The sequence below is a fragment of the Cryptosporangium arvum DSM 44712 genome (assembly GCF_000585375.1).
Lineage (GTDB): Bacteria > Actinomycetota > Actinomycetes > Mycobacteriales > Cryptosporangiaceae > Cryptosporangium > Cryptosporangium arvum.
This window is the reverse complement of record NZ_KK073874.1, coordinates 9088332-9111318: the sequence shown is the minus strand read 5'-3', so window position 1 is coordinate 9111318 and position 22987 is coordinate 9088332. Positions and strand designations below refer to the sequence as shown.

The window sequence follows — 22987 nt, the reverse complement described above, 5'->3', positions numbered from 1 at the left end:
CCCTTCGCTCTCCGGTCGAGCTGCCGCCGTCATCACTCGGCGTGTCCGCCACGGAGATTACCGTCGGCAGGCGGGGCGAACGTGACGAAGTACCGGCCAACCGGCCTACTAGGGCCTACTCCTCGGGGTCCGACAGATCGGCCAGCGCCGCCTCGACCTCGGCCAGCTGCTGCCGGAGGCGTTCGGCCTGCTCCTCGGCCTCGGCGCGAGCCGCGGACACGATCTCGTCGACGGCGTCGGCGACTGCGGGCGACTCGAGGAGCCCGACCATCTTCAGCGCGTCGGCCGCGCGGACGGACGTCGGCTTCACCAGGACCCGGGCCCCGCGGGCGGCGGAGACCGTCCAGTGGCCCTCGTGGTGGGCGAGCGTCACCGTGAGGTCGGGAGCACGCTTGGCGCCGGCCTTGCGCGCGGGACGCGCCTTCGCGGCCGGCTTCGCCGCACCGTCGTCGACCGTCGGTGAAACGGGCCGCGGAGCGGTAGGCGCCGGCTTCGGCGCCTCGACCACCCGAGCCGCGGCGGCCGGTGCGGCCGGTTTGGTCGCAGTGACCGGTGCGGCCGGCTTGGCCGTAGTGGCCGGCTTGGCCGAAGCGGCGGCCTCGGCCGGGGTGGCGGCCGCGGTGACCGGGCGGGTGGCGGTGGACGTGGCGGCGGCCACCGCGGCCGGCGGTGCGCTCGGCGCCGTGGCCACGGACTCGACACCCGCAGGCGCGATCGCCGCCTTGGGGACGGCCTTCTGACGCGGCGGGGCCTTCGGCGCGATCTGCAGATCGGTCGGGGCGAACGGGAGCTCGTCCCGACCGAACCGAACTACGACCCACTCGTCGGCGGACGGGTCGTCCAGGCGGACGACCTGGCCGATCTGGCCGGCGATCTGCCCGGCCGCCGAGGTGAACTGGACCTTGGGCTTCCGTCCGGCCTCGACCGCCGTACGGAGCGAGTCGAGGTCGGCAGTGGACAGCCCTCGGCTGCGGGTGGTCGGCATCCTGCCTCCTCCAGTGCGTCGGGCTCCTATTCCGAGCCCGCGTCTTGGGGGGATTCCTACCAGAGCCCACCGACGAAACCGTGCAACGGATACCCCGAACTCACAGGTACATCCCGGTCCGCTCGCCGTGCGGCCCCGGTTCGCGGCGTTCCGGGAGTGCTTCGCCGAAGAAGACCTTGCCCCCGAAGTCGCCCTGGAGGCGGTCGTCGAGCACGTCAGCCAGGCCGGTCATGACCCGGATCGCGGTCGACAGGTGGGTCGGCTGGAAGTCGGTGCCGAACACCCCGACCGACGCCCAGACCGTGTCGTCCTCCAGGTACAACCGGCCGACCGGCAGCGTCTTGGTCAGCGCCGAGAGCCGCTCGTAGAGCCGCTGCGTGGCCCGTACCTCGGTCAACACCGGCGACGACACCTCGACCAGCGGTGGGTCGTCGGTGATCCGGACGAACACCATCGCCGAGCCGCTGCGGATCGCGATGTCGCCGTCGGCGTCCAGCGGGAGCTCGTCGACCGGCCGCGCCAGCAGCTCGGAGACCACCGCGCGGACGCGGTCGGGCAGCGGAGCCGCCGGATCGTGAGCGGCGGGCGCGCCCGCGGACGAACCGCCGCCGGGCACCCGCCGGGCGGCGCCGAGCGAGAGCACCTCGACCTCACCCTCCAGCGCGGTGGCCGAGTACGTGAGGAACGCGGGGTGCGGTGTGCCGTAGACCTCGCGCAGCGTCCGGATCGCGATCGCGGCCAACCGGTCGGCGTCCGACGTCGGCATCTGGAGTCCGAAGTTGTCGGTGGTGCCGTCGACGACGCCGGGCGGCGACCACCCCAGCGCCACCAGATCGGCGATCGCGTGCCGGTCGAGCCGGTGCCCCGGTGGCAGCGCGGCGTTGCCGACCGCCTCGGCGTGCAGCAGGTTCTCGTCGAACATCACGAACTCGACCGTGTACGTGGCGTCACCGGTGCCGCCCGCGGTGGGGTCGAGCGTCATCGTGAGCTGAGCGCCGAGCTCCAGCTGGGCGAGCACGCCGGCCAGCGCCGAACGCAGCTCGCTCCAGGCGGCCTCGACCTTCGCGCCGAGGTCCACCGTCGACGGGTCCTCGGGGAGCGGAAGAGGTGAGCCCTCCACCGGGCGCCGTCGAGAGTTGGCACGCTTCGGCTTCGGCACTGGCCCCCCGTCTTCGCCCGGTTCACGGATCTCGTGGACGTCATCTTCACCCAGTTCCAGGAACCGGTCGAGCACGAGTTGTCGCAGCCGCCGGTTGTTCCGGCAAGACCGCAGGTAGGCGAGTTGTGCGTCGGCGCCGCGCGGAGCCGTCTCGTGGTCGCCGAGCCCGGCGGCGCGTAGTCCGGCGACGACGTCGGAGCGTGCGTCGGCGTCCGAGACGAGCCAGCCGTCACGCAGAATCGGCCACGCAATCCGGACGAAATCGACGCGCGGTACCGGACCGAACGTGGCCCGCAGTGCGGCCGCCGGGCCTCCCGCCGCCTCTTCCAGCGCGAGTTCACGCGCCAGTTCGGCGGCCAGCCTGGTGGGCACACTGGACCAGTCGAATCCCGGCATGGCGCCTCCTGTGTCATGCGTTCGCGGCCTCAGGCGCGCTTCGGCAACCCTAGTGCTGCCCTACTTGCCCGTATGACGGGTGGCTGACTCAACAATCCTTCCTTCGACGCTTCCACCGCACACTCGTTGTGGGATCGGACACGAGGTCCGGTTATGAAGGAGAAAAGAGAGTCATGCGGTTAGGTCCTGTCCTCCTAGCGACGGCGGCCGCAGCCACGCTGGCCACGGTGCTGACGGGCTGTTCGTCCTCGAACGAGGACAAGGTTCGGACGGCGCTGTCCGAGTATCTCGACGAGGTCGGCGAGCAGGATTACCGGCAAGCCTGCGACTACGTCGACTCGAAGGCCAAGCAGAAGCTGGGCGGCGACTGCGCCTCCGCGCTCAGCAAGCGGTACGCCGACCTGTCCAGCGGCGTACGTGACGACCTGGACGAGATCGACGTGAACGACGTCCAAGTCAAGGGCTCAACCGCCACGGTCCGCGATGGTGATCTCGAGGTCGAGGAGACCACGAAGACCACCAAGAAGGACAAGAACGGCAAGAAGAAGACGACGACCAAGACGTCGCACCACGCCGCGCCCGACGTCAGCAGCGGCAGTGGCTTCACGCTCGTGAAGAGCGGCGACAACTGGCTCGTCCAGAGCGGGATCTAGTCCGCCAGGAAGCGCTCGACGGTGGCGACCTTGCTGGTCAGGCCGTCGGTGACGCCCGGTCGGATATCGGCCTTGAGTACCAGGCTGACGCGGCCGGCGCCGACCCCGGCGGCCTCGACGGCCCGCTTCACCACGTCCATCACCTCGTCCCACTCACCCTCGATCGAGGTGAACATCGCGTCGGTGTGGTTGGGCAGGCCGCTCTCGCGGACCACCCGCACCGCCGCGGCGACGGCCTCCCCGACCGACTCGCCGGTTCCCATCGGGCTGACCGAAAAAGCGACTATCACGGCTTCAGTCCTCCAGCGTCGTCTCGGAGACCCGGTCGGGGTCCCAGCCCTCGGCGAGCGCGGCGATCTTCGCCGCGGTCTCCCGGGGATCGGCGCCGGCCCCCACGGCCAGGCCGAGCAGGAACGTGGTCAGCGGCGCGGCCGGCCGGGCGACGCCGTGCGCGACGTCGCGCGCCAGGTCGAGCACCAGCGCGCGGTCTACCCGGTGTTCCAGGCCCAGGTCCACGGTGACGGCTGCCACCCAGTCGTCCAAGGTGCTCATCCGCTTGCCTCCTCGGTGTGTTCGGACGCGAGCCGCTCAGCGGCCCGGACGTCGTCTCCGGACGCGAGCCGCTCGGCGGCCCGGACGTCGTCGGCATCGTCGCAGTCGAGCCACGGCGGTGCGCCGTCGGGCGATACCCGCACGCGGGCCAGTTGCAACCCGGCGACGACCCGCCGCATCGGCACCCCGGACGGGGGCCCGACGGAGCGCAGCGCCTCGGCCAGGGCGGAGACGCGGTACACCCCGGCCAGGAACTGGTCCCGGCCGTCGGCGTCGATCAGCACCGCGCCCGGCTGGTCACGGGCGGCTTCACGCAGCGACGCCAGCACCGCGACGGTGAGGAACGGCAGGTCGCCGGCGAGCAACGCGACCAGCTCGACGTCGCCGACGGCCGTCAATCCCGCGGCGAGCGCCGCGACCGGTCCGCCACCCGCGGGGCTCTCGCGCACCACCAGCACGTCGGCGGGAACCGGCTGAGTGGGCCCGACGACGACGCGGGGGCGCGCACCGGGCACCGCGGCCAGCACCCGGTGCAGCAACGGGACGCCACCGATCAGCAGACCGGGTTTGTGCACACCGCCCAACCGCCGGGCCTGTCCACCGGCGAGCACGATCGCCCCGTACGAATCCACGAATCGAAAGTACGCTGAATACTGTCGACCGCGAGGAGAACACCATGGGCAGGGTGACCGGACGCCGACCGGTGGTTCGTGTGAACGGTTCCGAACAGACTCGCCGACCCGACACCCTCGTGGCCGAGGAGCCGCTGGAGATCCGCGTCAACGGGCAGTCGTTCGCGGTGACGATGCGGACGCCCGGCGACGACGTGGACCTGGTGCACGGGTTCCTGCTCAGCGAGGGCGTCGTGACGGCACCGGAGCAGGTGGCGGGCGCGCGCTACTGCCTGGGCACCGGCCCGGACGGGCAGAACACCTACAACGTCATGGACGTCGTGCTGGCGGCCGGGGTGGCGCCGCCGACGCCCGACATCACGCGGAACGTCTACACGACGAGCTCGTGCGGCATCTGCGGCAAGGCGTCGATCGACGCGGTGCGGACGCAGAGCTCGTTCCGGGTCGACGAGGATCCGCTGCGGATCGGCGTGGACGTGCTGGCGAAGCTGCCCGACCGGCTGCGCGAGGCCCAGCGCGTGTTCGACCGCACGGGTGGGTTGCACGCGGCCGCGCTCGCCGGTCCGGACGGCGAGCTGAGCATCGTCCGTGAGGACGTGGGGCGGCACAACGCGGTGGACAAGGTCTTCGGCGCGGCCCTCAAAGCGGGCGCCGTGCCGGCGAAGAGCCAGGTGCTGATGGTGAGCGGCCGGGCGTCGTTCGAGCTCGTGCAGAAGGCCGTGATGGCGGGTGTGCCCTTACTGGCCGCGGTGTCGGCACCGTCGACGCTGGCGGTCGACCTCGCGGCCGAGGCGGGTATGACGCTCGTCGGGTTCCTGCGCGGCGAGACCATGAACATCTACGCCGGCGCCGAGCGCATCGAGCTCTAACGACCGAACTCGAGGATGTCGGGCTCGTCGGTCGGCGCAGGCGGAGCCGGCCGTTCGTGATGGCGGCCGGCGGTGGTCACCGGCGTCCGCCGCGGGCGGAGCTCCACGGTCTTCAGCGACCTCAGCACCGACACCGGTGCCGCCGCCCGATGGACGTTCGGCAGCACCAACCCGAGCCACCCGCCCACCGCGGTGCACGCTCCGCCGCCCAGCGCGGCCGGGATCGCACCCAGCGCCGGGCGCAGCAGCTCGGCGTCGCGCCCCCAGCCGATGAGCACGGCCCCCACCACCGAGACCACCAGGACGGCCGGCCACGCCCGCCGGGGCTTGCCGGTCAGCGAGACCGCGGCGTGTCCGGTGGCGGTGCCGATGCCGACGTAGGACAGCAGGAGGAACAGCGGGGTCACCAGGTCGGGCCCCATCGTCGAAGCCCAGCCTCGTGCGCTCTCGTACAACAGGAGCGCGAAAACCGACGCGGCCGCGCCGACGGCCCAAGCCCGTGCCATGGACGGTCACGGTAGCCCCGTGAGCCTCGTCGGCGGACCGGAATCTAGCGAATCGCGCTCGGGAACAACGCCCGGTACGAGCGCGCGTCCCGGCGATCGGAGGCGGCCAGGACGCCGTGGGCGATCGCGCGGCTCAGGCAGTCGGCCGCCACGATCTGCACGGCACGCTGGTCGATACCGGTCAGCGGCTCGCCGACGCCGGTGGACAGCGCGAACACGGTGTCCCCGTCGGTGATCGTGTGGGCCGGGCGCAGCGCACGGGCCAGCCCGTCGTGGGCCGCCGAGGCCAGCCCGCCGCAGCCGGCCTTGCTCAGCGGCGCGTCGGTGGCGATGACGCCGAGCGTGGTGTTGAAGTTGAACCGGCCGGGTTCGGACGGTCCGATCCAGCGCTCCACCTCCTCCGGGGCCGGCGCGCGTAGGTCGAACTCGCCGGGCAGACCGTCGCTGATGCCGTGGAGCACGCCGGTACGCGGATCGACCGCGCTGCCGGCCGCGTTCACGACCGCGAGCGCGGCGACGGTGTACCCGTCACTGAGGACCGCGCTGGCCGTCCCGACTCCGCCGGCCAACCCGCCGGCCACCGCACCCGTGCCCGCGCCGACGCTGCCGATCTCGACGTGGGCCGTCGCCGCGTCGTACGCCGCGGCGCCGAGCGCGGCGTCGGGTGTGGATCGGAAGTCGCCGCCGCGGGCCAGGTCGAAGATGACCGCGCCCGGCACGATCGGAACCACGCCGTTCCCGACCGGGAAGCCGATCCCGTCGTCCGCGAGCCGGCTGACGACACCGTCGATCGAGGCCAGCCCGAACGCGGATCCGCCGGTCAGGACGATGCCGTGGACCTTCTCCACCAGCTTCCGGGGGTCGAGCACATCGGTTTCACGCGTGCCGGGCCCGCCGCCGCGCACGTCGACGCCGCCGACGGCACCGTCCGGCGGCGGCAGCACCACGGTCACCCCGGACAGCCAGCCGTCACCGCGTCGCTGCGCCTGGCCGACGCGGATTCCCGGCACGTCGACCAGGCTGTTGGTATTTCCGGCGCGGACGACCGTCGGCATCTCCATGCTGTTACAAAACACCAGTGGACCTCGACTACCTGCGTGCGCACCCGGAGACGATTCCGCGGCTCGTCGAGCACCAGCGGATTCGCATCACGCCACTCGGCGGTGCGAAGGGCGGCCGGGTCGAGCGCTGGACGCTCGACGACGGTACGAGCCTGTTCGCCAAGGTCACCGCGGAGCCGAGCGCCGCGCTTCCGGCCGAGGGCCGCTCGCTGCGACGGCTCACCGACGCCGGGGCCGTGAGGATTCCCGAGGTCTTCACCGCCGTGCCGGAGATGCTGGTCACGGCCTGGGTCGACCGGACCACGCCCACCGCGGCCGGGGCCGGGGAGTTCGGCCGCCGCCTGGCGGCGCTGCACGCGACCGGAGAGCCGACGTTCGGCGCCGAGACCGACGGCGTGCTGGCCACGCTGCCGCTGCCGAACACCCCCGAGCCGGACTGGCCGACGTTCTACGTGAAACATCGGTGCGAGCCACTGCTGCGACGCGCGCGTGACGGCGGGGCGCTGACCGCCGGGCAAGCGTCCACGATCGACGCCGCACTGGCGCGTGTCCCGGATGTCGCGGGCCCGCCGGAACCGCCCGCGCGGCTGCACGGTGACCTGTGGTCGGGCAACGTTCTCCCCGGACGGGTCGGCGACGTCGAGGGCTGGTGGTTGATCGACCCGGCGACCTACGGCGGGCACCGCGAAACCGACCTGGCGATGCTCGCGCTGTTCGGCCTTCCGTTCCTGGAGACCGTGCTCGCCGCCTACGACGAGGCCTCGCCGCTGGCCGCGGGCTGGGGTGAGCGCGTCGGCCTGCACCAGCTGTTCCCGCTGCTGGTGCACTGCGTCCTCTTCGGCAGTTCGTACGCGTCCCGCACCGTCGCCGCGGCGACGAGCTTCTAGGCCAGGTTCTCGGCCATTCGACGGAGCGTCGCCACCGTCGTCCGGTAGTCGTCCTCCGAGAGCCCTTCGGTGGCCCGCTGACGCATCTGCGTCACCTCGGTACGCAACGACTCCAGTGCCGCCTGGCCCTCCGCGGTCAGCACGAACCGATCGCCACCCTCGACCCAGCCCAACCGCTCGAGTTCGGCCAGAACCGAGAGCATCTCGCCGGGCCCGAGGAACGGGGCCAGCTCCGCCGTGGCCTCCGCGACCGTCCGGGGCGCGTCGGCCAGCAGGTTCAGCGTCTGCCAGTGCCGCCGCCCGACGCCACGCGAGGCCAGCGTGCGATCGAGGGAACCCTCGAGGACGTTGTCGAGGTTCTTCACCCAGTACCCGATCGGTCGATCCACGGTTCACCTCCATGCGAGGAAACAACTAGATGTAAAGTAGCATCTATGAGCACCGAGGTCGACGCGGTCGAGCGGGCCGTCGTCGCGATGCGCCGGAGCATGACCCGGCGGACGTTCGCGCGGGCGGCCGGGCACGGCGAGAGCACCGCGGCCTACGACGTCCTCGACGTGGTGGAGGCCGCCGACGACCGGGCCACCGTGTCGAGCGTCGCCACCGCGCTGCAGGTCGACCAGCCCCGCGCCAGCCGTGTGGTGGCCGCCGCCGTCGACGCGGGCTGGCTCGTCCGGGTCGCCGACCAGTCCGACGGCCGCCGGGCGTTCCTCGCCCGCACCGAAGCCGGGAGGAACGTCTCCGAGCACCTCCACGGCTTCCGCCGGTCGATGTTCGCGACCGCGATGAAGACCTGGTCCGACGACGAGCGCGCCACGTTCGCGCGCCTGCTCACCGACTTCGTGGCTCAGCTGCCCGGGACCACGAGCCCCGACTCGTAGGCCAGCACCACCAGCTGCGCCCGGTCGCGCGCCGACAACTTCATCAACAGCCGGCTGACGTGCGTCTTCACCGTGTTGAGGCTGACCACGAAGTACTCGGCGATCTCGGTGTTCGACATGCCGGCCGCCACCTGCACGAGCACCTCGCGCTCGCGCTCGGTCAGGCCGGTGAGCTCGGTCGTGCGCACCACCGGTTCCCGGCGGACGAACTCCGCGATCAGCCGGGTGGTCACCCGGGGCGTCAGCAACGACTCACCGGACGCGACGACCCGGATCGCCGCCACCAGGTCCTCCGGCGGCGTGTCCTTCAGCACGAACCCGCTGGCCCCGGCCCGCAGCGCGGCGAACACGTGCTCGTCCTCGCCGAACGTCGTGACGATCAGCACCCGGGCGTCGAGCGTCGCGTCGCCGACGACGTGCCGGGTCGCTTCCAGCCCGTCCATGCCCGGCATCCGGATGTCCATGAGCAGGACGTCGGGCCGCAACGCCCGGCATTGACGCACCGCGGCCGTTCCGTCGGCCGCCTCGCCGACGACGGTGAGGCCCGGTGACGCGTCGACGAGGACCCGGAACCCGGCGCGGATCAGCGCTTCGTCGTCGACGACGAGGACCCGGATGTCAGCCACGGTCGACTCCCACCGGGAAGTTCGCGACGACGGCGAACCCGCCGTCGGGGCGCGGACCGGCGTCGAACGTGCCGTTGAGCAGCGCGACGCGTTCGCGCATCCCGACCAGGCCGAAGCCGGAACCACCGGGGACGGACGCCCGGCCCGCAGCGTTCACCACCGACACCGACAACCCTCCGTCCACGCACGTCACGTCGACCCGGGTGGGGACGGGACCGGCGTGCTTGGCGACGTTCGTGAGCGCCTCCTGGACGATTCGGTACGCGGACTCCTGCACCAGCGGCGGGGCGCTGACCTGCGGCGGCGTGCTCAGCGACACGTCGCAGTCGGCGGTGGCCACGAGCTCGGGCAGGTCGGCGAGCGTCGGCGCGGACGGGGCCGCCGACGACTCGCGCAGCGCGTGCAGCACGGCCCGGAGCTCGTCGAGCGCCGCTCGGCTCGCCGATTCGATCGTGCTCAGCGCCACCCGGGCCTCGTCCGGCTGCTGCTCGAGCACGACCCGGGCCACCCCCGAGCGCACCGCGATCATGCTCAGCGTCGACGACACGATGTCGTGCACGTCGGCGGAGACACGGAGCCGTTCCTCGGCCCGGATCCGCCGCTCCTCCTCCCGGGCCCGCTGCTCCTCGCGCTCGCGCAGCTGCTCGTCGTAGCGGCGCCGGACCGCGATCGCGTATCCGAGGAACGCCGCCGGAACGGCGGTGACCAGCTGGATCGCGTCCTGCTCGACGTCCGGGTGCAGTCCGATCGCGGTAACTTCGGTGGCGGTGACGGCCGCCACCGCCACCCCCGCCGCGATCACCGCGACCCGCCTCGGCCGCCGTTCGGCGGCGGTGAACGCCGCGATGGCCAGCGCCGGCCCGCCGTTGCTCACGAACACGGTGAAGCGGACGCCGGTCGCCGCGGCGACGACGAGCGCGGCGGCCACCACGGCCAGCACCGCCACCGGTGCCCGCCGCCGTACGGCCAGGGGCACTGCTGCCAGCAGCCCGAGCGCCACGATCGCCCAGGTGGGCCCGGTGCCATCGGCCACGCCGACCACGATCGGCCCGGTGAACACTCCGAACGAAGCCATCGCGAGCGCGGCGTCGACGAGGTCGGCTCGGTTCGTTCGCACGGAACGAACGCTAGTGACGTCCGGCGGGCCGGCGCGTCACTCCTCAGCATGACGAGCCGGATCACTACCCGGTGCGACGCGCGACCACGCCCCTCCGCGTCACGGTGAACGGCATGAACACCTTCTCGCGTCCCGCTCTCGTCCTGGCCACCGTCTCCACCGGCATCGGTCTGGCCAGCGGCGTCGCCTGGTACCTCGCCCACCGCGACGACGCGATCGAGCGTCACGTCCCGGGTACGGAGGCGTGGATACCGCACCTCGTGATCACCGCGGTCGTCGCGGTGTGGTGGGTGATCGCGGCGCGCCGGAGCCCACTCGGAGCGAAGGTCGTGTTCTCGCCGCTGCTGCGGCCGATCACGAGCCGGATCGGGGCCACGTTCCGGACCTCGCGCAACCCGTTGCGCTGGGCCGCGGCCGCGTTCCTCGTGTTCCTCCAGCTCTACATGTGCTGGCGCATCGGCGAGCAGGTGTTCGCCGGGCTCGATCCCAACTTCACCCACAACGCGTGGGGCGGACCGTCGTACCTCGGCGCGATGTACTGCCACTACCTCGACGGCGCACTGCTCTTCTCGCTCGCCCACGTCGGGCTGCGCGGGGCGACCGTGCGGTCAGTCGACCGGCAGCACCAGCACGCGTAGCAGGCGGTCGGCGTCGCCGTCCGGGTCGTCGGTGAGACCGGTGTGCACCGGGCCGGGCTGGATCACCGTGCTCCGTGGTGCGGTGAGCCACCGGAAGCGGCGACCGATCTCCTCCTCGCCGGCCGGACCGACGGCGTCGGCCGAGCAGGTCCGGGCGGCCGCCTTCAGCGCCAGCGTGATCGCCTCGGCGTCCGCCCGCGGGTCGAGGGCGTGCAGGCGGTCGGCGTCCAGGTGCACGCGCGAACCCAGGTAGCTCAGCGGACGGCAGTAGAGCAGCACCCCGGCGTTGATCGCTTCGCCGCGCTCCACCCGGGGCACCACCCGCAGGACCGCGTACTCGAACACGTGCCGCGTGCTCACTTGGTGCCCTCGAGCCAGGTGGGCCGGTTCGACGCGACGCTCCGGCGCGAACCGCGGGCGGTCCGGGCCGTCTCCTCGAGCGGTGGGAGCCACGCCGGACGGGCGGCCAGGCGAGCCAGCAGGCGCTCGACGTAAGCGCGGCGGACGTCGTCCGGCGAGTCGAACCCGGGCTCGTCCTCGAGCCAGACGTCCGGCACGGCCGCCACCGCGGCGCCCAGCGAATCGGCGGTCACGAGCGGCGCCAGCGCGGCGTCGGCGGCGTCGAGCGCCGGCGGCTCCCCGCCGGCCGGCGCACAGGCGATCAGCGCGTGCTGGGTGGCGTCGAACGGACGGTCGGCGGACTTCGCCGCTCCCGGCCAGTTGTGGTGGAAGGTCAGCGTGGCCCCGTGGTCGATGAGCTGCAGATCGCCGTGCCAGTACAGCATGTTGGGGTTCCGCCACGACCGGTCGACGTTGCCAACGAGCGCGTCGAACCAGAGCACCCGGCCGGCCAGCCCGGCGTCGACGCTGAACGCGGTCGCGTCGAAGTCGAGCGCGCGCGGCAGGTAGTCCATGCCGAGGTTCAACCCGGCGCTGGCGCGGAGCAGATCCTGCACCTCCTGGTCGGGCTCTCCGCCGGCCAGAGCGGGTGCGACGTCGACCGTGACGAGGTCCGGGATCGGCAGCCCCAGCGCCTGGCCGAGCGTGCCGCAGATGATCTCCGCGATCAGCGTCTTGCGGCCTTGACCGGCGCCGACGAACTTCACGACGTAGGTGCCGAGGTCGTCGGCCTCCATCAGGCCGGGGAGCGAGCCGCCCTCACGGAGCGGCGTCACGTAACGGACGGCAGTGACATGGGGCAGCACAGCCGAAGCCTAGGCCGCCGCCCTAACCGATTACCCGGGTAGTGGGTCGTGAGCCGCCCGTCGTCCCAGACGTGGAACGCCAGCGCCGGCGGGGCGTCCAGGTCGACGATCCGATCGCCCTCCCACGGCAGCAGCAGGGTGGAGACCACGCCGGGGCCGACGAGTAACGGCAGCCCCGCGAACGTGGACGCGGCGGCCGTGTGGGCGTGCCCGGTGAGGACGGCGACGACTTGCGGGAAGTCGCCGAGCACGAGGGCCAGGCTGTCCGCGTCGGCCAGCCGGATCTCGTCGATGTAGGGCTGGTGCAGCACGACGGGGGGATGGTGGAAAACGACGAAGGCCGGGACGTCGGGCGGAAGCGTGGTGAGCGACGTCCGGATCCACGCGAGCGTCTCCTCGGCGAGCATACCGTCGTGGCGTCCGGGGATCGAGGAGTCGCAGAGCAGGAACGCCGGGCCGTCGGCGCCGAGGCGGTGGAGCCGGTTCACGGGCTCGTCGCCGCCGGTCGGGTCGCCGAGGAGGACGGTTCGGTAGGGCCGGCGCCGGTCGTGGTTGCCCGGGCAGGTGAAGAGGTTGTCCCGGTCGGCGAACAACTTCGCGGCTTCCTCGTACTCGGCCGGGGCGCCGTGGTCGGCGATGTCGCCGGTCACCAGGATGGCGTCGACCGAGCAGCGATCGAGGTAGTCGAAGACGGCGCCGGCCCGACCCGCCGCGCGCGGGCCACCGTCCAGGTGCAGGTCACTCACGTGCGCGATCACGGTCATGGGCGGAGCGTTTCACATGAAACGTTCGGGCTTCCGGGAAAGCCAACCGGCGGCGGCGACCCCGAGACCGAAGATCACCGTGCCCGGAATGATCGCGTAGCCCTCCTTGGGCACTGCGGGGCCGAGCACGAGGCCGAGCGTCGTCCCCAGGAAGGACAGCGTGATCCAGGTCGGCAGGAGCTTGTGCCGCAGCGCACCGAAGACGACGAGCAGCGGACCGATCAGCAGCGGCAGGCCGGACACCAGCCCGAACAGGATCGTCGACTCCTCGATTGCGGTGAAGCCGTCCCGGCCGACGGCCGGGGCAACGTAGGCCTCGGCGTAGGAGCTCACCGGCATCAGCACGAGGGCGACCCAGAGGAACCCGAGCCCGACGACGGCGGCCTTCGACCGGGCCAGCCGCTGTCTCAGTGCTCCCAGGCCGGCCGCGATCAGCACGGCCCCGGTGGCGAAGACGACGTGCGCGCCGGCCCAGGTGGGAGCGCTCAAGGCGGCCTCGTTGTGCTCCCAGGGGTGCATCGCGTTGCCGACGGCGAAGAGCACTCCGCCGGCGACGACGGCCAGTGCCTTGGCGTTGGTGCTGGTGGGCGGGGCGACGACGGTCGTGGTTGTCATGGCCCGCACCGTGCGCCCACGCGCTTGTCCCTGAGTTGCCAGGCCGATCGCAAGAGCTTTCCAAGCGGCTCCGCCCACAGTCCGAGGTGCCGCCCACCACCAGAGAGAGGCCCCGCCATGACGACCCCGATCGACGTCCGCCCCCGCTCCGCCGGCGAACCGGTCCCCGACATCCTCGGCATGAAGCTCGCCCACCGCGTGATGCTCAAGGACGCGGCCCGGCTCGTCGCGCTCGCCGCGGACCTGGCCGCCGGGCGCACGGCGTACGACCGGAAGCGGGCGCAGGCGGTCGCCGCCTACGTCGTGGACTTCGCCGACTCCGTGCACCACCACCACACCGCCGAGGACGAGATCCTGTGGCCGGTGATCGCGGCGTCGGCGGGGCCGCACATCGACCTCACCGCGCTCACCGACGACCACAGCGTGCTCGATCCGCGGCTCGATCAGCTGCGTTCGGCGGCGACCCGGTTCGCGGCCGCGCCCGGCGAGGACACCGCGACCGTCCTGGCCGTGGGCCTGGCCGAGCTGCGTGACCTGCTGAACGAGCACATCGCCGACGAAGAGGTGTCGGTGTTCCCGGTGATCGAGGAGTACGTGTCGGTGGGCAACTGGCAGGAGGTCGAGTCGCGTATCCGGAAGCGCGCGTCGCTCACGTTCGAGATCCCGCGTGTGGTGGCGGCCACGACACCGGCCGAGTACGCGACGCTCCGGGCCGAGGCCCCGCTGCCCGTGCGGCTGATGATCGCGCTCCTGGTGCCGCGCTTCCGCCGCCGCGAGCGGGTCGTCTTCGGTTCAGAGACCCAGCGCTCGTAGCTCGGCCGCCACGCGCTCACGGACCCGGGCGGCGCCGGATCGGTGGGCGGCGGCGCCGTCCGGGTCACCCAGGAACTCCACGACCGCGGCCAGCGCGTCGTCGACCGGGCCGACCGGCATCGTGCCGGAATCGAGCCCGGCCACCCGCCCGGCGTACGGCAGCAGGGCTTTCCGCGCGACGACCGCCTCGGCGGTGTCCCCGAGCCGGGCCGCCGCGTGCGCACGCACCGCGGTCGTCATCAGCCAGAAGTAGTCCCTGGCGACCGGCACCCGGTTCGCCCAGGCCGCCCGCGCGTCCGCTTCCCGCCCCGCGTCCAGCCGGCACAACGTCACCACCTCGGACATCGCGCCGGGGATCGCGTCGGCCAACCAGTCCGCGTCGCCGACCACCGGGGACAGGTCGCCCCGTTCGAACCCCACGACGAATCGGCCGACGAGCGCCATCAACCCGCCGTTCGTCGCGCCGGTCTCGGCCAGCCGCGCCGCCACCACCTCGTACTGCCGCAGCCCCTCGTCGTGACGCCCGGCCAGCACGAGCAGCGCACCGGAGAAGATCCCGATGACCCCGAGCAGGTGGCCGAGCTGACCGCTGCTCGACAGCGCCACCGCCTGGTCGACGTGTGCGCGTGCCCGCGTCAGATCGGTGCGGCCGGCGCAGGTCAGGAACAGCAGCCAGTGCGCCACCGCCTGGTAGTCGACCAGCCCGGCCTCGGTGGCCACCTCGAGCAGCTCGGCGGCCAGCGCGTCGCGCTGATCGGCGAGATCCGGGCCGAGTGCCGCGTACGTGCGCACGTTGAGCGCCTCGCACAGCAGCCGCGCGTTCCCCTCGGTCCGGGCGAGGTCGAGCGCTTCCGCGCTCGTCCGCAGGGCTTCGTCGTCGTCCGCGCCTTCGATTTCCCGGAACAAGGCACACAACAAGCCGATGCGGACGCTCTGCGGGAGCGTTCGATCGCGGAGCAGCCCGCGGAGCGGGTCGAGGAGGTCGGCACTGATCGTGCTCTGCTCGCGGACCCGCCAGACCAGCGGTGCGTCCCAGGCCGCCAACGCCCGGACCAGCTGGTCATCGTCGGAGAGTTCGGTCGCGATCCGCACCGCGGTGTGCTGCTGCGTCCGCGCGGTCATCGCGTCACCGGCGCGGGCGTGCGCCGAGATCGAGGGCAGGAGCAGTTCGAGCTGCTCGGCGGGGCTCCGGCCGGCGGCCAGCCGGACCGCGGTGGCCCACTGCTGTGCGGCCTCGCCGAGCGCCCCCAGCTTCTCGGCGGCGCGGGCGGCCGCGACCACGTAGCCGATCGCCTGCTCGTCGTTGCCCGAGGCCACCGCGTGGTGGGCGAGCGTGGCCGCGTCGGCCTCCCGGCCGGCCAGGGTGCGGAGCGCGGCGGCGTGCAGGCGGGTCCGGCGCAGCACCGGGGTGTCGGCGTAGAGCGTGTCGCGGATCAACGCGTGCGCGAACCGCACCCGGCCGGGCGCCGGTTCGTCGAGCAGCCCCGCGAGCACCGCGGTCTCCAGTGCGTCGATCATCTCGTCGGGGTCGCGGCCGGCCACGTCGGCGAGCAGATCGACGTCGACCTCCCGGCCGAGTACCGCGGCCTGCCGCAGCACGGTCACCGACGGGCCGGGGAGCCGGGCGATCCGCCGCCGCAGCACGTCACCGACGCCGGTCGGGACGACGGTGCGCGCGGCCGCCGTGCCCTCGGCGGCCATCAGGCGGGCCAGCTCGCGGACGAAGAGCGGGTTGCCGCCGGTGCGCTCCCGGAGCAGCGTGACGACCTCCCGATCGACGAGCGGGAGACCGGCGGTGCGCGCGAGCCGCTCGATGCCGTCGTCGTCCAGGCCGGTCAGGGACTCCCGGTGCGTGCTGGCCACGGCGAGGGCGGCCCGGGTGGCCGCGAGCTGGTCGCCGTCCTCCGAGCCGCGGTAGGTCGCGAGGACGACGACCGGCAGCAGCGCCACCTGGTCGACGATCTGGCGCAGGAGTTGCAGCGTGAGGCCGTCCGCGCGGTGGACGTCGTCGAGCACGATCAGCAGCGGAGCGCTCTTCGTCACCTCCGTGACCAGGGCGGCGACGGCACGGGCCAGCCAGAACGCGTCGCCGGTCGCGCCCTCGACCGGGCGCTCGGCCAGCAGTGGCGCGAGCCCCGGGTCGTCGGCGTCGCCGGGTAGCGCCCGGACGACCTCGCTCCAGGCCCAGGCCGGCGGCGCGCCGTCGACCTCCGGGCAGCGCCCCCAGGCGACCTGCCAGCCCCGGTGGCGCAGTTCCGCGGTGACGGATTCAGCAAGCGTCGTCTTGCCCGCCCCGGCTTCACCGGCGACCCAGACGACGCCGGCGCCCGTCCGGCTGGTGACCGCCCCGATGACGCGTGCCGTCTCGGGCGCACGCCGCTCTTCGGTCGGCTCCGCGGCTCCGGTGGTGATCTCGGGGAGCGGTGCGGCGGCGCGAGGCACGTCCAGTTCGGGGGCCTGGGCGAGCATCGACGACTCGAGGCGGCGCAGGGCCGGACTCGGATCGATGCCCAGCTCGTCGGCCAGGTGAGCGCGGGCCTGACGCAGCACGGCGAGTGCCTCCGCCTGCCGGCCGCTGCGGTAGAGCGCCAGGCTCAGCAGCCGGACGGCGTCTTCCCGCGTGGGGTGGTCGTGCAGGTGTCGTTGCAGGTCGGGCACGAGCAGCGCGGCCCGGCCGAGCGCCAGTTCGGCGTCGGCCCGGCTTTCCAGGGCGACCAGACGCAGGCCGTCCAGCCGGGCGATCTCGGGTACCGCCCAGGACGCGTCCGCGGACTCCGCGTACGCGGGGCCGGACCAGCAGTCGAGCGCGCGGGCCAGCAACTCGCTCCGGGTCGACGGATCGTCGGTGGCCTGCGCCTGCTCGAGCAGGGCCTCGAACCGCCAGGCGTCGACGGCGTCCGTCGGCAGCGCCAGCGCGTAGCCGGGCGCGGCGCTGACCAGCACCGTGGCCGCGGTGCGCCGGGCCCGCTCCGGCTCCAACGCCCGGCGCAGGTGCGACACGTGCACCTGGAGCGTGGCCAGGGCCTTCGGCGGCGGCTCACCGTCCCAGAGGTCGTCGATGAGCCGGTCGGTGGAGACGACGTGCTTCTGGGCGATGGCCAGCCGGGCGACGACGGAGCGTTGACGTGGTCCGCCGAGGTCGATCGGTACACCGAGCCGGGTGGCCCGTACCGGACCGAGCACCGACACCGTGATGGGCCCCATGACTTGGGAAGATATCCGCTTCGTGGCTCAGAACCGGTCGGTGTCCGGTTCTGTACACCGAATGGGGGTCAGGCGTCGAGCGGGAAGGTCAGGCAGGTCAGACCGCTGACGTCCAGCCGGGTCGACGTCGGTGTGGTGACGACGCTCAGTAGCTCCGAGCCGCAGCCCCGGCACCGCATCACCAGGCCCGGACCGCCGAAGTACACGCGGGTGTCGGCGAGCATCGACGTCCGGCCGCAGGTGGTGCACTGCCCCCGCACGGTGGTGGCCTCCACCGCCAGCAGTTCCTGTAACGGGCCTGCGGCGGCGTTGCCGTCGACGTACCCGTAGTCGTTGTCCACGGTTGCTGCCTCTCACCTGGGATGCCTCATTCTCTTGCTCAGCAGCGTCGCGATCAACGGGGCGAGCAGAAGCATGACGAGCAACCGCAGGATCTGCACGGTGAGGATCAGCGTCGTGTCGGCGCCGGTGCTGGTCGCGGTGGCCAGCACGGCGTAGAGCCCGCCGGGGGTGGTCGCGAGATAGCCGTCGAGCGGGGACGCGCCGGCGAGGCTCAGCAGCGGGATACCGACCGCGGCCGTGGCCACGATCAGCACCAGCACCAACGTGATCGCGAGCGGGAGCAGGCGGCGGACCGAGCGCAGGCTCTCGCGGGTGAACGACAGCCCCACCTGGAGTCCGATGATCGCGTAGGCGACCTGTTCGATCGCGGTGGGGACGGTGGCCCCGTGCGCGAAGCCGGTGACGGTCAGCACCGCAGACAGCACCATCGGCCCGAGTAGCGAGAGCGCGGGCACCCGGGGCAGCAGCCGGGCCAGCACCACACCGACGACGACGCAGACGGCCGTGAACACCAGGCTTCCGTGGCCAGGGGTCAGTTCGGAGCCGGTTCCGTCGCCGGCCGGGAGCGTTCCGGCCACGATCGGCATCGAGACCACGATGACGAGCACCCGCAGGTACTGGACGACCGCGACGACCCGCTGGTCGGCGCCGAGGTCCCGGCTGATCGCGGTGAGCCCGGACGCGCCCCCGGCGATCAGAGCGAACGAGCCCGTGACGGTGTCGACGTCGCGGTGCAGGCCGAGCAGCGCACCGGCGGCGAGGCTCACCAGCAGCGTGGCGAGGACCGCGGCGAGAACGACCAGCCAGTCGCTCGCGAGCGAGCCCAGCGCGCTCGGCTGCACCAGCGCACCGGTCAGCACGCCGACACACGCTTGGGCGATCCGGTTCGCCAGTTCGGGCAGCTCGACCCGGGTGGTCGCTTCCTCGTCGTCGGCGCCGACGACGACGACGGCCTCCGGCCGAGGCCGACGGGCGAAGGGTCGGACGGCGACCACGACGCCGACGAGCAGCGCGGCGAAGAGCGTCGCGGACGGGAGCCCGACGGCGCCGAGCGCCAACGCCAGGAGCGCGACTGCGGCGGCGATCGGGATCCAGACCATCGATCTCAGCCTAGGCAGGCGGGCGCGGAGACCCGGCGATCGATCGTGCGAGAAACGTCTCGGAGGGGTGGGAATGATCCGAGGGCCGGGTACCTTTTACAGAGTGCCGGTCCGGTCCATGCCCCCGGGCCTCACCTTAAGCCGCTACGAGCGGCCACTCGCCGAGAGGCGGCTGCCGGGCCGGCACACGTACCACCTCGGGCGCGGTCTCCTTCGGGAGATCGCGCCCGTTCAGTTCGTCCCGAGGGAGCGCACCCACCGCGCCTGCCAGGGGGTCTCGACCGCCTTGCGGTGGTAGGCACCTCGCACCCACGCCACCGCGTCGCCCGCGGGCATCCCGTCCAGCACCGCGAGCGCCGCCAGCGCGGTACCGGTCCGGCCTCGCCCGCCCATGCACGCCACCTCGACGAACGCCCCGTCGTGCGCCTTCGTCAGCGCCTCGCTCAGCGCGTCGATCGCGTCGGCCCGATCGCGCGGGACCCAGAAGTCGGGCCAGACGATCCGGCGGTGCGGCCAGGCCGGTAGCGGCCCGGGTACCAGCGCGATCAGGAAGTCCGCCGGAGTGTCGGGCACGTCACGCATCCGGCGCCCACGCACCCGGGCCCCCGACGGCAGTTCTACGACGCCAGTCATCGCTCCACCTTGTCGTACCCCACCCCTAGCGTGCACGGCCATGACGCAGATCGAACGAACGCGAGCCGGGTACGACGCGATCGCGGCCGAGTACGCCGACCACTTCGCCGGTGACGACCTGGGCACCCGCCCGATCGACCGCGCGTTCGTGGCCGCGTTCGCGGAGCTCGTCATCGCCGATTCCGGCGCCGGGGCGCGGGTCGTCGACGTCGGGAGCGGCCCCGGTGACCAGACCGCGTTCCTCCACGCGATGGGCCTGAAACCCACCGGCATCGACCTCTCCGCACGGATGGTCGCGGTGGCCCGCGAACGTCACCCGTACCTCGAGTTCGAGGTCGGCTCGATGCTCGCGCTGAACCGGCCCGACGCGTCGCTGCCCGGCCTCTCCGCGATGTGGTCGATCATCCACGTTCCCGACGAACTGCTGTCGACGGCGATCGGCGAGTTCGCCCGGGTCCTGGCACCGGGCGGCCACGCGCTGCTGATCTTCCAGACCGACGGCGAGACGCGGCACTTCGACGAGTTGTTCGGCATCCCGGTCGACCTCGACTACCTGCGTCACCCGGTCGAACGCGTGGTGGAGCTGCTGGAGGCCGCCGGCCTGCGCGTCCACACCCGGATGCGCCGCGAGCCCGACGAGACGATGACCGCACCGCACGCGTTCCTGCTCGCCCGCAAGACACGCTGACCGCTGGACGGCCCGGCCGCCGCCCCGGCCGCACGATGATCGGATGGACGGTGATGTTCGGCGCTACCTCGACGATCTGATCGCGGCCGCCCACAGCGTGCTCGGAGACAACCTCGTGGGCGTCTACGCGGCCGGGTCGATCGGACTGGACGCCTTCCAGCCCGGCCGCAGCGACGTCGACGTGGCGCTCACGGTCTCGGACGCGGTTGCGGGGGAGCGGAAACGCGCCCTCGTGGCCGCGCTCCGGCACGAGAACCTTCCCTGCCCGGCGCGTGGTCTCGAGTTGGTCGTCTACCGGGAGGCGGTGGCGCGTTCGGGTTCGGCCGAGCCGGGATTCGAGGTCGAGTTGAACACCGGGCCGCGGATGGACTTCCGCGAGACCTACGCTCCCGACGCGCGGCCGGTCGCCGACGGTCACTTCTGGTACGCGCTGGACCGCAGCATCCTGCACCAGTCCGGCCGGACGTTGGTCGGCCCGCCCGCGGTGGAGGCGTTCGCCGACGTCTCGCCCACCGACCTGCACCAGCTCCTGGTCGACGCCCTGAGCTGGTGGATCGCCCTGCCGACACCGTCCGGTGACGACCCGGCCCCCGGCACCGAGGACGCGATCCTCGGCGCGTGCCGCTCGCTGGTGAAACACCGCCACGGCGGCTGGCTCCCGAAGGTCCCGGCCGGCCGCCGCGTCGCCACCGGGGCGGCCCCCGCGCGCGTCGCGTCGATCGAGAAGGCGATCGCCGCACGCGCGGGTGGACGACCGCCGTCCGGACCGGAGGCTCGGGCTTTCCAGCGGTGGGCGCTCGACGAGATCAGCGGGTCGCCAGCACGTCCAGGTAGTGCTGGTTGAACATCACGCCGAGAACGTTGCCGAACGGATCGACGACCGACGCGGTGACGAAGCCGGGGCCGCGCTCGGTGGGCTTGTCGTGTTCGGTGGCGCCGAGCTCGAGCAGCCGCGCGTAGGCGGCCTCGACGTCGTCCACGGCCCAGTACGCCACCACGCCCGCGCCGGGGGCCGTCGGCGGTGCGAAACGGCGGTCGAGCAGACCGAGTTCGTGCTGGTAGTCGCCGAGGCGGAACTCGACGTAAGCCGGCGGGCCTTCGACCGGCCGCGCGAAGTACGGTTCGACGCCGAGCAGCGTCGAGTACCAGGCCACCGCCGCCGGCACGTCGTCGGCGAAGTACGTGATCGTGGTGAGTCCTCGCAGCATTTCCAAGCTCCTTCGAACGGGGTTGAGTTCAGCATCCACCCCAAAGTGCTCACCTCCTGAGCACTTTCGGCGACACACTCAACGCATGCGCGCCGACCGCCTCGTGGCCACCCTGCTGCTGCTCCAGGCCCGCGGCCGGATCACCGCGGCCGACCTCGCCGCCGAGCTCGAGACCAGCGTCGCCACGGCCCGCCGGGACCTCGAGGCGCTCTCCGCCGCCGGTATCCCCGTCTATCCCCAGCCCGGCCGCGGCGGGGGCTGGTCGCTCGTCGGGGGTGCGCGCACCGACCTGAGCGGTCTCTCCGCGCCCGAAGCCCAGGCGCTGTTCCTCCTGGTGGGGCCGGCCGCGGCGGTGTCCGACGATGCGAAGACCGCGCTGCGCAAACTCGTCCAGGCGCTGCCCAGGACATTCCGCGCCGACGCCGAAGCGGCCGCAGGCGCCACGATGATCGACAGCACCCGATGGGGCGAGCGGGACCGCAGCCGACCGGCTCGCGTCGACGAACTGCAGACCGCGATCGTCCGGAGGCGCAAGGTCCGGCTGGTCTACGTCAACGGCCGCCGCGAACGCACCGAGCGGCTGGTGGACCCGTGGGGGCTCGTCGACAAAGACGACATCTGGTACCTGATCGCCGGCACCGCGAACGGCCGGCGGACGTTCCGCGTCGACCGGATCCTCGACGCGGAACCGATCGAGGAGCCGAGCACCCGTCCGGACGACTTCGCCCTGGCCGAGGCCTGGGCCGAGGTGGTCGGCGAGGTGGAGGAACGCCGGTCGCGCACCTGGGCGACGGTCACCATCGCGACCAGGTTCGTGCCGATCCTGCGCGACCACTTCGGTCGCCACTGCCACGTGCGGAGCGAGGCCGACGACCGCTCGACCGTCCGCGTCGGCGCCCCCACCCCGCTCGACATCGCCCGCAATCTGGCCGGCTGGGGCGGTCAGGTCGAGGTGCTCGAGCCCGAGCCGGTCCGGGCCCAGCTGGCCCGGATCGGCTCGGAACTGGCGGCCCTCTACCGGGAGAGGTAGGACCCCAGCGCCTCGAGCGCGGGCCCGAACACCTCGGCCGGGAAGAACGCGGTCCAGCGCGCGGCCTCGTCCGACTCGAACACCGCGCTGTACTCGAGGAACGAGCGGCCGTCCGAGACCGGCGTGACGCGGAGCGTCGCGATGTAGTCGGTCACCGGGAACGGCGGCGTGCCGACGAACTCGTAGCTGTAGGTGCGCTCGAGGTCGGACAGCGCCAGCAGACGTTCCCGAATAGTGGCCTCGCCGAGCCGGAAGGCCCGCACGGCCCCGACCTGGTCAGCGGCCTTGCCGTCCTCGATGTTGCTCTCGCTGCAGGCCTCGGACCACCAGGTCGCCAGGCCGTTGAAGTCGCGTGCCACCGCCCAGACGGCGGCGGCGTCGTGCTCGAACACGGTGCTGTAGTACGACCGGGCCATGGAACTC

General features: G+C 72.7%; 29 protein-coding genes. 9 read left to right on the top strand and 20 right to left on the bottom strand.

Annotated elements, in window-relative coordinates; genetic code table 11:
- Positions 1-115 precede the first annotated feature (115 nt).
- Together CRYAR_RS42015 and CRYAR_RS42010 are read right to left on the bottom strand one after the other, a co-directional pair.
- On the bottom strand, positions 116-985 hold the full coding sequence (locus CRYAR_RS42015) for a hypothetical protein (protein ID WP_035859566.1): 870 nt from the start codon (positions 983-985) through the stop codon (positions 116-118).
- Positions 986-1085: 100 nt separating this feature from the next.
- Complete coding sequence (locus CRYAR_RS42010) at positions 1086-2540, bottom strand: T3SS (YopN, CesT) and YbjN peptide-binding chaperone 1 (RefSeq protein ID WP_211247905.1); 1455 nt, start codon at positions 2538-2540, stop codon at positions 1086-1088.
- 173 nt (positions 2541-2713) lie between these two features.
- On the opposite strand from CRYAR_RS42010, the gene CRYAR_RS42005 reads away from it, so the two are divergent.
- Positions 2714-3193 (top strand): hypothetical protein, encoded by a 480-nt coding sequence (locus tag CRYAR_RS42005; RefSeq protein WP_157018520.1) that lies wholly within the window; start codon positions 2714-2716, stop codon positions 3191-3193.
- Here CRYAR_RS42005 and CRYAR_RS42000 read toward each other — a convergent pair.
- The 3 genes from CRYAR_RS42000 to mobA are packed head-to-tail and all read right to left on the bottom strand — an operon-like array spanning position 3190 to position 4377.
- Positions 3190-3483 carry an MTH1187 family thiamine-binding protein gene (locus tag CRYAR_RS42000; protein WP_035859560.1) on the bottom strand — a complete coding sequence of 98 codons (294 nt, stop codon included), beginning with the start codon at positions 3481-3483 and terminating at the stop codon, positions 3190-3192. The genes CRYAR_RS42005 and CRYAR_RS42000 overlap by 4 nt on opposite strands.
- Before the next feature lie 4 nt (positions 3484-3487).
- Positions 3488-3745, bottom strand: coding sequence for a DUF6457 domain-containing protein (locus tag CRYAR_RS47870; protein ID WP_035859558.1), 258 nt, complete (start codon positions 3743-3745; stop codon positions 3488-3490).
- Positions 3742-4377, bottom strand: a complete 636-nt coding sequence (gene mobA / locus CRYAR_RS41990) for a molybdenum cofactor guanylyltransferase (protein ID WP_063725839.1) — start codon at positions 4375-4377, stop codon at positions 3742-3744. Before mobA ends, CRYAR_RS47870 begins: the two co-directional genes overlap by 4 nt.
- A gap of 44 nt (positions 4378-4421) precedes the next feature.
- On the opposite strand from mobA, the gene fdhD reads away from it, so the two are divergent.
- Positions 4422-5246, top strand: coding sequence for a formate dehydrogenase accessory sulfurtransferase FdhD (fdhD, locus tag CRYAR_RS41985; protein WP_035859556.1), 825 nt, complete (start codon positions 4422-4424; stop codon positions 5244-5246).
- Here fdhD and CRYAR_RS41980 read toward each other — a convergent pair.
- Together CRYAR_RS41980 and CRYAR_RS41975 are read right to left on the bottom strand one after the other, a co-directional pair.
- Positions 5243-5752 (bottom strand): hypothetical protein, encoded by a 510-nt coding sequence (locus CRYAR_RS41980; protein ID WP_157018519.1) that lies wholly within the window; start codon positions 5750-5752, stop codon positions 5243-5245. The genes fdhD and CRYAR_RS41980 overlap by 4 nt on opposite strands.
- Before the next feature lie 44 nt (positions 5753-5796).
- Positions 5797-6807, bottom strand: a complete 1011-nt coding sequence (locus CRYAR_RS41975; RefSeq protein ID WP_035870062.1) for a P1 family peptidase — start codon at positions 6805-6807, stop codon at positions 5797-5799.
- Positions 6808-6830: 23 nt separating this feature from the next.
- On the opposite strand from CRYAR_RS41975, the gene CRYAR_RS41970 reads away from it, so the two are divergent.
- Positions 6831-7700, top strand: a complete 870-nt coding sequence (locus tag CRYAR_RS41970; protein ID WP_035859548.1) for a fructosamine kinase family protein — start codon at positions 6831-6833, stop codon at positions 7698-7700.
- Here the strand turns inward: CRYAR_RS41970 and CRYAR_RS41965 are convergent.
- Positions 7697-8089 (bottom strand): MarR family winged helix-turn-helix transcriptional regulator, encoded by a 393-nt coding sequence (locus CRYAR_RS41965; protein WP_035859544.1) that lies wholly within the window; start codon positions 8087-8089, stop codon positions 7697-7699. The genes CRYAR_RS41970 and CRYAR_RS41965 overlap by 4 nt on opposite strands.
- 45 nt (positions 8090-8134) lie before the next feature.
- Between CRYAR_RS41965 and CRYAR_RS41960 the strand changes: the two genes are divergently transcribed.
- Complete coding sequence (locus CRYAR_RS41960) at positions 8135-8581, top strand: MarR family winged helix-turn-helix transcriptional regulator (protein WP_035859541.1); 447 nt, start codon at positions 8135-8137, stop codon at positions 8579-8581.
- On the opposite strand, the gene CRYAR_RS41955 is transcribed toward CRYAR_RS41960, so the two are convergent.
- Positions 8548-9207, bottom strand: a complete 660-nt coding sequence (locus CRYAR_RS41955) for a response regulator (protein WP_035859539.1) — start codon at positions 9205-9207, stop codon at positions 8548-8550. The genes CRYAR_RS41960 and CRYAR_RS41955 overlap by 34 nt on opposite strands.
- On the bottom strand, positions 9200-10324 hold the full coding sequence (locus CRYAR_RS41950) for a sensor histidine kinase (RefSeq protein WP_035859536.1): 1125 nt from the start codon (positions 10322-10324) through the stop codon (positions 9200-9202). Before CRYAR_RS41950 ends, CRYAR_RS41955 begins: the two co-directional genes overlap by 8 nt.
- A 113-nt stretch (positions 10325-10437) precedes the next feature.
- Here CRYAR_RS41950 and CRYAR_RS41945 point away from each other — a divergent pair, with 113 nt between their 5' ends.
- Positions 10438-10962, top strand: coding sequence for a hypothetical protein (locus CRYAR_RS41945; RefSeq protein ID WP_157018517.1), 525 nt, complete (start codon positions 10438-10440; stop codon positions 10960-10962).
- Here CRYAR_RS41945 and CRYAR_RS41940 read toward each other — a convergent pair.
- From CRYAR_RS41940 to CRYAR_RS41925, 4 genes are read right to left on the bottom strand one after another with little or no spacing between them, the layout of a single operon-like run.
- The gene (locus tag CRYAR_RS41940; protein ID WP_035859528.1) at positions 10933-11322 is read right to left on the bottom strand and encodes a DUF3037 domain-containing protein; all 390 of its coding nucleotides are present in this window, start codon (positions 11320-11322) and stop codon (positions 10933-10935) included. The genes CRYAR_RS41945 and CRYAR_RS41940 overlap by 30 nt on opposite strands.
- Positions 11319-12167: a HipA family kinase gene (locus CRYAR_RS41935; RefSeq protein ID WP_035859525.1), complete on the bottom strand. Its 849-nt coding sequence runs from the start codon at positions 12165-12167 to the stop codon at positions 11319-11321. Before CRYAR_RS41935 ends, CRYAR_RS41940 begins: the two co-directional genes overlap by 4 nt.
- A complete protein-coding gene (locus CRYAR_RS41930; protein ID WP_063725838.1) occupies positions 12134-12931 on the bottom strand; it encodes a metallophosphoesterase in 798 nt (265 codons plus the stop codon). The genes CRYAR_RS41935 and CRYAR_RS41930 overlap by 34 nt, the downstream gene beginning before the upstream one ends.
- A 12-nt stretch (positions 12932-12943) precedes the next feature.
- Entirely contained in the window at positions 12944-13546 is a 603-nt protein-coding gene (locus CRYAR_RS41925) for a hypothetical protein (RefSeq protein ID WP_157018515.1), read from the bottom strand.
- Positions 13547-13663: 117 nt separating this feature from the next.
- Between CRYAR_RS41925 and CRYAR_RS41920 the strand changes: the two genes are divergently transcribed.
- Positions 13664-14359, top strand: a complete 696-nt coding sequence (locus CRYAR_RS41920) for a hemerythrin domain-containing protein (RefSeq protein ID WP_035859522.1) — start codon at positions 13664-13666, stop codon at positions 14357-14359.
- Here the strand turns inward: CRYAR_RS41920 and CRYAR_RS41915 are convergent.
- The 4 genes from CRYAR_RS41915 to CRYAR_RS41900 all read right to left on the bottom strand — a co-directional run bounded on the left by CRYAR_RS41915 (position 14339) and on the right by CRYAR_RS41900 (position 19638).
- On the bottom strand, positions 14339-17563 hold the full coding sequence (locus CRYAR_RS41915) for an ATP-binding protein (RefSeq protein ID WP_035859521.1): 3225 nt from the start codon (positions 17561-17563) through the stop codon (positions 14339-14341). The genes CRYAR_RS41920 and CRYAR_RS41915 overlap by 21 nt on opposite strands.
- A gap of 68 nt (positions 17564-17631) precedes the next feature.
- Positions 17632-17904, bottom strand: a complete 273-nt coding sequence (locus CRYAR_RS41910; RefSeq protein ID WP_035859364.1) for a DUF6510 family protein — start codon at positions 17902-17904, stop codon at positions 17632-17634.
- Between the two features lie 12 nt (positions 17905-17916).
- Positions 17917-19005: an AbrB family transcriptional regulator gene (locus CRYAR_RS41905; protein WP_051571803.1), complete on the bottom strand. Its 1089-nt coding sequence runs from the start codon at positions 19003-19005 to the stop codon at positions 17917-17919.
- A 231-nt stretch (positions 19006-19236) separates the two neighbouring features.
- Complete coding sequence (locus tag CRYAR_RS41900; RefSeq protein WP_035859357.1) at positions 19237-19638, bottom strand: protein-tyrosine phosphatase family protein; 402 nt, start codon at positions 19636-19638, stop codon at positions 19237-19239.
- Between the two features lie 40 nt (positions 19639-19678).
- Between CRYAR_RS41900 and CRYAR_RS41895 the strand changes: the two genes are divergently transcribed.
- The gene (locus tag CRYAR_RS41895; RefSeq protein WP_035859354.1) at positions 19679-20326 is read left to right on the top strand and encodes a class I SAM-dependent DNA methyltransferase; all 648 of its coding nucleotides are present in this window, start codon (positions 19679-19681) and stop codon (positions 20324-20326) included.
- A gap of 43 nt (positions 20327-20369) precedes the next feature.
- Positions 20370-21170 carry a hypothetical protein gene (locus tag CRYAR_RS41890; protein WP_035859353.1) on the top strand — a complete coding sequence of 267 codons (801 nt, stop codon included), beginning with the start codon at positions 20370-20372 and terminating at the stop codon, positions 21168-21170.
- On the opposite strand, the gene CRYAR_RS41885 is transcribed toward CRYAR_RS41890, so the two are convergent.
- Entirely contained in the window at positions 21133-21534 is a 402-nt protein-coding gene (locus tag CRYAR_RS41885; RefSeq protein ID WP_035859350.1) for a VOC family protein, read from the bottom strand. The two genes, CRYAR_RS41890 and CRYAR_RS41885, sit on opposite strands and share 38 nt — an antisense overlap.
- 85 nt (positions 21535-21619) lie before the next feature.
- Between CRYAR_RS41885 and CRYAR_RS41880 the strand changes: the two genes are divergently transcribed.
- Positions 21620-22564, top strand: coding sequence for a helix-turn-helix transcriptional regulator (locus CRYAR_RS41880; RefSeq protein ID WP_035859348.1), 945 nt, complete (start codon positions 21620-21622; stop codon positions 22562-22564).
- On the opposite strand, the gene CRYAR_RS41875 is transcribed toward CRYAR_RS41880, so the two are convergent.
- The gene (locus CRYAR_RS41875) at positions 22549-22980 is read right to left on the bottom strand and encodes an SRPBCC family protein (RefSeq protein WP_035859347.1); all 432 of its coding nucleotides are present in this window, start codon (positions 22978-22980) and stop codon (positions 22549-22551) included. The two genes, CRYAR_RS41880 and CRYAR_RS41875, sit on opposite strands and share 16 nt — an antisense overlap.
- Positions 22981-22987 lie beyond the last annotated feature (7 nt).